Origin of the sequence: Micromonospora sp. M51 (assembly GCF_018070305.1) — a bacterium.
GTDB lineage: Bacteria > Actinomycetota > Actinomycetes > Mycobacteriales > Micromonosporaceae > Micromonospora > Micromonospora parva.
Map to the genome: position 1 here is coordinate 1 of NZ_JAGPXZ010000567.1, position 4171 is coordinate 4171.

4 protein-coding genes and 1 riboswitch are annotated in these 4171 nt (G+C 71.6%); of the genes, 1 reads left to right on the top strand and 3 read right to left on the bottom strand.

Translation table 11 applies throughout. From position 1 onward, the window contains the following. A partial coding sequence (locus KBX53_RS24600; protein ID WP_210861890.1) for an SDR family oxidoreductase occupies nucleotides 1-717 on the bottom strand: 717 nt, incomplete at its 3' end. 150 nt (nucleotides 718-867) lie between these two features. Further along, a riboswitch (ZMP/ZTP riboswitch) is annotated at nucleotides 868-957 on the top strand. A gap of 18 nt (nucleotides 958-975) precedes the next feature. Here KBX53_RS24600 and KBX53_RS24605 point away from each other — a divergent pair. Then, nucleotides 976-2412 carry a glycine hydroxymethyltransferase gene (locus KBX53_RS24605; protein ID WP_210861891.1) on the top strand — a complete coding sequence of 479 codons (1437 nt, stop codon included), beginning with the start codon at nucleotides 976-978 and terminating at the stop codon, nucleotides 2410-2412. A 20-nt stretch (nucleotides 2413-2432) separates the two neighbouring features. Here KBX53_RS24605 and KBX53_RS24610 read toward each other — a convergent pair whose 3' ends face one another. Beyond that, nucleotides 2433-2693, bottom strand: coding sequence for a hypothetical protein (locus tag KBX53_RS24610; protein WP_156057598.1), 261 nt, complete (start codon nucleotides 2691-2693; stop codon nucleotides 2433-2435). A gap of 67 nt (nucleotides 2694-2760) precedes the next feature. Then, the gene (locus KBX53_RS24615; RefSeq protein WP_210861892.1) at nucleotides 2761-4089 is read right to left on the bottom strand and encodes a PLP-dependent aminotransferase family protein; all 1329 of its coding nucleotides are present in this window, start codon (nucleotides 4087-4089) and stop codon (nucleotides 2761-2763) included. Nucleotides 4090-4171: the final 82 nt, after the last annotated feature.

Here is a 4171-nt window from a genome sequence, read left to right on the forward strand (position 1 = left end):
GTTCAGCAGCGACCCGGCGGTGACCGTCTGATCGCCCCTCATCATCGCCTCGAAGCCCTGGGCGGCGACCTTCGCCGGGTCGTCCTTCTTACCCGAGCCGACCCGGGTGTCCTCCATCTCGGCGCGGTCGAAGAACTCCGTGTCGGTTGGTCCGGGCATCAGCGAGGTCACCGTGACGCCGGTGTCCTTCAACTCGTTGCGCAGCGCCTCGGCGAAGGACTGCACGAACGACTTCGACGCGTTGTAGACCGCCTGGAACGGCCCCGGCATGGTCGAGGCGATCGACGAGGTGAAGAGCACCCGGCCCGCACCCCGCTCGACCATCCCCGGCAGCAGTCGCTTCGCCAGGTGCACCGTCGAGCGCACGTTGAGGTCGACGATCTCCAGCTCGTCGGCGAGATCGGTGCCGCCCACGAAGGCGCCGCCGGCACCCCGGCCGGCGTTGAGCGCCAGCGCGTCCAGCGGTCGTCCGGTCGCGGTGACGGCGGCCACCAACTCCGTCACGCCCTGCTCGCGGGCCAGGTCGACGCGGACCGACCAGATCTGCGGTCCGCCGTCCCGGCGCAGCTTCTGCGCCGCCAACTCGATGCCCTCGTCCTCGGCGGCGATGACCAGGTCGAAGCCGTGCTCACCGAACTGCGCCGCCAGTTCGTACCCGATCCCGCTGGAGGCCCCGGTCACCAGGGCGAGCGGCCGGTCGGAGGTGGGTGTGGTCATGTTCTCGACTCCTTCTGTGCGAACCCTGGCCGCACCCGTGACGGTGCGGTGGTCCCCTACCGTGTGCCCCGCGACGCAGCGCCCAACCACATCGGCGGGGGTCGCCTCCCGGAGGGCGGCCCGAACGACCGGGCCCGGCCCGGTACGATCGTCGCGGGCCGTTACTGGCGCGTGGGGATGGATAACCATCGGGGAGCGGCCCCGTCATGAGGACGTCTGCCGAGCGCCTGGGCCTTCCGCACGTCTGTAGGAGGTCGCATGTCCCGCAACGCCGAGTCCACCGCATTCCGCAGCGCCCTTGAGGTGATCCGGGCTGTCGAGCCGCGGGTCGCCGACGCCATCGGCGCCGAGCTGACCGACCAGCGGGAGTCACTCAAGCTGATCGCCAGCGAGAACTACGCCTCCCCGGCGACCCTGCTGGCGATGGGCAACTGGTTCAGCGACAAGTACGCCGAGGGCACCGTCGGCCGCCGTTTCTACGCCGGCTGCCAGAACGTCGACACCGTCGAGGCGCTCGCCGCCGAGCACGCCCGGGAGCTGTTCGGCGCCGCGCACGCGTACGTGCAGCCGCACTCGGGCATCGACGCCAACCTGGTCGCCTTCTGGGCGGTGCTGGCCGACCGGGTGGAGTCCCCCGCCCTGAAGAAGGCCCAGGTCCGCCAGGTCAACGACCTCACCGAGGCCGACTGGTTCGCGCTGCGCCGCGAGCTGGGCAACCAGCGGATGCTCGGCATGTCGCTGGACGCCGGTGGCCACCTCACCCACGGCTTCCGGCCGAACATCTCCGGCAAGATGTTCGACCAGCGCAGCTACGGCACCGACCCGGCGACCGGCCTGATCGACTACGACCGGGTGGCCGAGGCCGCCCGGGAGTTCAAGCCGTTGATCCTGGTGGGCGGCTACTCGGCGTACCCCCGGAAGGTGAACTTCCGGATCCTGCGCGAGATCGCCGACTCGGTCGGCGCCACCTTCATGGTCGACATGGCGCACTTCGCGGGCCTGGTGGCCGGCAAGGTCTTAACCGGTGACTTCGATCCGGTGCCGCACGCGCACATCGTCACGACCACCACGCACAAGTCGTTGCGTGGCCCGCGCGGCGGCATGGTGCTCTGCCAGCCGGAGCTCGCCGACCAGGTGGACCGGGGCTGCCCGATGGTGCTCGGCGGCCCGCTTCCGCACGTGATGGCCGCCAAGGCGGTCGCGCTCGCCGAGGCCCGCCGGCCCGACTTCGCCGACTACGCCCGGCGGATCGTGGACAACGCGCAGGCGCTCGCCGAGGGCCTGCTGCGCCGGGGCGCGAAGCTGGTCACCGGTGGCACCGACAACCACCTGGTGCTGATCGACGTGTCCGGTTACGGGCTCACCGGCCGGCAGGCCGAGCAGGCCCTGCTCGACTCGGGCATCGTCACCAACCGCAACTCGGTCCCGCAGGACCCGAACGGAGCCTGGTACACGTCCGGCATCCGGATCGGCACCCCGGCGCTGACCACCCGGGGCCTCGGCACCGCCGAGATGGACCAGACCGCCGAGTTGATCCACACCGTGCTGACCCAGACCACCGCCGGCGCCAACGCCGACGGCACCCCGTCGAAGGCGAAGTACACCCTGGACCCGGGCCTGGCCGACAAGGTCGCCCGTCAGGCCACCGACCTGCTGGCCACCCACCCGCTCTACCCCGGCATCGACCTGGCCTGAGCGGCGGCGGGCCGACACCCTCAGACGATGGGGCGCTTCAGGTGGTAGCGGTGGACTTCGGTGCTGCCCTGGACGTTGTTGACGTCCTCGGCGGCGGAGACCAGCTCCCACCCCTCCCGGCCGGCGCGGTTGAGGTGCGCGATGGCCGTGTCGCCGTACGCGGTGATGTCCTTGCGTGAGCCGTCCGGCGCGTACCAGACGAACGAGACGTGAAAATTGCGGCCCTGTCCCTGATAGCGACGGACGAGCAGGGCGTACTCCCAGGCAACCATGGGCCTTATTATGTCCGTCCAACCAGGACGGCGGCACACGGGTCGTCGCGCATTGCCATCAGGTGAACGCGGTGCGTCAACCCGCCCGCCGGGCCCGCTCGTCGGTGATCAGTGCCGCCAGCCGGTCCAACCCGACGTCGATCTGCTCCGGCGTGACCGCGCTGACCGACAACCGCAACGCGTGGACCGGCGCGGTGTCGTCGTAGAAGTGCGCCATCGGCGTCCACAGCACCCCGTGGTCGCGCGCCGAGCGGTCCAGCAACGCGTCGTCGACCGGGAACGGCACTGTCACCACCACGAAGAACCCGCCGGCCGGCACTGTCCACCGCACCGCCGCCGCGCCGTCCGCCCCGGGCGGGAACCGCCGGGCCAGGCCGGCCACCAGGTGGCGCAGGTTCCTGGTGTACGCGGACCGCTCCCGGGTGTTCGCGGCCACCAGACTGCAACCGTGCTCCAGCAGCCGGCCACCGATCACCGCCTGCGCGATCGGCGACGTGTTCACAGTGACCATGCTCTTGATCATGGCGAGTTGATCGGCGAACGGACCGACCCGCCCGTCCGGGCCGGCCACCCGCTGGTCGGCGACCACGTACCCGACCCGCGCCCCGGGGAGCACGGTCTTGGCGAACGAGCCGAGGTAGACGACCCGCCGCGCGGTGTCCAACGCCTTGAGGGTGGGCGGGCGCGGTCCGTCGTCGACGGGGAACAGGCCGTCGGGGTTGTCCTCCCGCAGCAGCAGATCCTCCTGCCCGGCCAGGTCCAGCAACCGCCGCCGGTGGGCGGTGTCGATGCTGACCCCGGACGGGTTGGCGAAGTCCGGCATCAGGTAACAGGCGCGTGGCCGCAGCCCCGCCGCCCGGGCCCGGCGCACCTGGGCGGCCAGGTCGGCCAGGTCGATCCCGGACGGCCCACCGGCCACCGGCCAGACCGGCAGGTCCACCAGCCGGGCCGCGCCGGTCAGCCCGACGTAGGTCGGTGCGACCGCCAGCAGCACGTCCGTCGGCCCGGCCCGCAACGCCCGCAGCACCAGGAACATGGCCTCCTGGCAGCCGACGGTCACCACGATGTCCTCGCCGTCGACGGTGATCCCCTCGTCGACGGCGAGGTTACGGGCGATCAGGTGGTGCACGATGCCCTTGGTCCGGCCGTACTGCAGCAGCAGCCGCCGGGCCTGCTCGGGTCGGTGCCCCAGGTCGTCGACGAGGTGCCGGTGGAAGGTGTCCAGGTGCCGGTGCACCGCCGCGAGGTCGAAGAACTCCTCGTACGGCCGGCCGGCCGCGAGGGACACCGCCGCCGGGTACCGCTCGGACACCTCGTTGATGAAGTTCATCGACGTCAACGCCGGATCGCCCAGCGCGGGGTGCAGGTCGGCGACGGCCAGGTCGACAGGTTCGGTGGCGGTCACCGCTCAACCCACCCGGAGGGTACGCAGCTCGCCGGCCGCCACCGGGTCGGCGCAGCCGGCCAGGGTCAGCGCGTCGGTCAGC

What these genes read in the sequence shown, in the direction of transcription:
- KBX53_RS24605 (WP_210861891.1), top strand. Translation starts at nt 976, where the DNA reads ATGTCCCGCAACGCCGAGTCCACCGCATTCCGCAGCGCCCTTGAGGTG.